Genomic DNA, 2,353 nt, shown 5'->3' with positions numbered 1-2,353 from the left:
TTAATGCTTTCGATACCGTAAAAATTTGTACCTGCTCCGGCTGCAAACACCAGGTAATCATAAGATAGTTCGCCATCGGTTAAATAGAGGATCTTTGCTGCAGGATCAACCTTAACCACAGCCGCCATCCGGAAGCTTAACTCTTTATTTCTAAATAGCTTACGAAACGGATAACTAATGCTTGATGGTTCAAGAAAACTGGTTGCCACCTGGTACAACAAGGGGGTAAAATAATTGAAGTTATTTTTATCAACCAGGGTAACATCATAATATTTATTTTTATACAGCTGCTGTGCAACGTTGAGCCCGGCAAAACCGCCGCCAACTATTACTATCTTCTTTTTGCCGCTGTTGGGTGTTATACTTGTCATGATATTTAATATTTATAATCATTTCATAGGCTGTTAAAGCAGGAGCAGGCTGAATCTGAAAAAAACATTCCGGCTTCATTTGCCTCGTTTTCATATGTTAAAGTTACTGAAGAACAGGAAAAACAGCCTCATCTTAGTGTAATTATTACACACTTAAAAAACATCTATTTACAATGCCCTGAATCCCTTAAAGCATACAAAATTGCACAGTAAAAATCATTAAAATGAAAATCTTATCTGATGAGTTAATCGTTTTTTTGATTGGAAGTAATTAATGATTGCAGCGTGACAAATAGCAAACCAAAACTGCCAATTCAAGTGAGAATTAAAAAATGAACCAAGTATTAAATAGTTCCCATATCTACAGAAAACAAAATATCGAATTTGCCTAAAAGTAAATATTAATATCTAATGGTTATTTAACGAGGTATGTAAGATGAGAAGTGTGAATAGGCGCAGGTTTATATTTTAACGAATAGCCCTGACGCGATGATAGCACAGCTTTAATTTCAGATACAACAGATAAGGCTATCTCTTCAGCTCCTTCGGCACCGAGATCCAGGCCCACCGGCCCGTAGATCCTGTTCAGCTGTTCTTCGCTGATATGCATACCTGCATCTTCAATCTCCGCCAGCATGCGCTCCAATTTCTTTTTAGGGCCAAGGATGCCAATATAAGGCAATAATGTTGGCAGTAATTCTTTAAGCAGCGCTATTTCGTAATTATAATTATGCGTCATCAGCACAATAGCCGTGCGCCCGTTAATTTCGATATGCTGTAAAACTTCGTTGGGTTTGGCGGTAACAACCTGGCCTGCCAAAGGAAAACGCTGACTTACCGCATAATTGGCCCTGCCATCAATTACCGTAATATCCCAGCCCAATACCGATGCTATACGGGTTAAGGGAACAGCGTCATTCCCCGCTCCTACTATCACCAGCGAAATAACCGGTTTGATATACTCGATGAACGCGGTATAATTTACTCCGGCCTCATAAACCTGTATTTCGGAGCGCTGCTGCTCCAAAACTTGCTTTGCATTTGTGATCAGGGCTAAACGGTATGGGGCGTTTTCGGGTAAAGTGACCGTTAGCTCATCATCCGTCAAGCACAAACAGGTACCTGGTTGCGGCGCTTTCCTGTCTTCGACAGAGAACATGGTTACCAATACAGCATGGTGACGGTTATGGATAATGTATTTTAACAAATTGATCGGGCTGTTGATAACATCAGCTATTGGCTCAATAAGAATATGGATAATACCATTGCAGCCCAATCCTACCCCCAGTTTGGCATCATCATCGTCGGTAGTATCATAGGTTACCAACAAAGGTTGCTGCTGCAGGATCACTAACCGGGCTTTGCGCAAGGCATCGCCCTCCAAACACCCACCACTGATAGCCCCGGTAAGCTGCCCGTCCTCGGTAATGAGCATACGCGCGCCCGCCCGGCGATAAGCAGAGCCCTCTACCAGCACAACCGTGGCCAAGGCTGTTTTTTTACCCAGCGCATTGGCCTCGTCATAAGCGGTAACAATATCAATGATCTCTTTCATCAGCAGCTTTAAAGCTATATCAGTTTATCGGGAGTTATGGGCAGTTCCCTGATCCTTTTACCCGTAGCATTATAAATGGCATTTGCCAAAGCAGGCGCAACACCTATCAACGAAATTTCACCTATACCTTTAGTGCCTACTGGGTTTAAAACAGGATCGGGTTTATCAATAAATATAGCTTCAATCTGCTGGATATCGGCATTTACCGGCACGTGGTAATCGGCAAAATTACCGTTAATGTAGCGGCCGTACCGATCATCAAAAATGGCTTCTTCGGTCATGGCCATACCTATACCGCCAACCGCGCCGCCAATCATCTGACTGCTGGCGGTTTTATGGTTCACTATTTTTCCGGCATCAACACAGGCTACTATTTTTTTAATCCTTCCCTGCCCGGTAAGCGGGTGCACATGCACTTTGGCAAAAT

The 2,353-nt window shown here is 42.8% G+C and carries 3 protein-coding genes; all 3 read right to left on the bottom strand.

The window, feature by feature from the left end:
* Window positions 1–371: NAD(P)/FAD-dependent oxidoreductase (locus VF500_RS10665; protein WP_330859656.1), on the bottom strand; the 371-nt coding region annotated here is incomplete at its 3' end.
* A 415-nt stretch (window positions 372–786) separates the two neighbouring features.
* Window positions 787–1,926, bottom strand: coding sequence for an XdhC family protein (locus VF500_RS10660; protein WP_330859655.1), 1,140 nt, complete (start codon window positions 1,924–1,926; stop codon window positions 787–789).
* A 14-nt stretch (window positions 1,927–1,940) separates the two neighbouring features.
* The coding region (locus tag VF500_RS10655; RefSeq protein ID WP_330859654.1) for a xanthine dehydrogenase family protein molybdopterin-binding subunit at window positions 1,941–2,353 on the bottom strand (413 nt) is incomplete at its 5' end.

It is taken from the genome of Mucilaginibacter sp., from assembly GCF_036383575.1.
GTDB lineage: Bacteria > Bacteroidota > Bacteroidia > Sphingobacteriales > Sphingobacteriaceae > Mucilaginibacter.
Note: the sequence above shows the minus strand (reverse complement) of the source record. Positions and strands in the feature narration are given on the sequence as shown.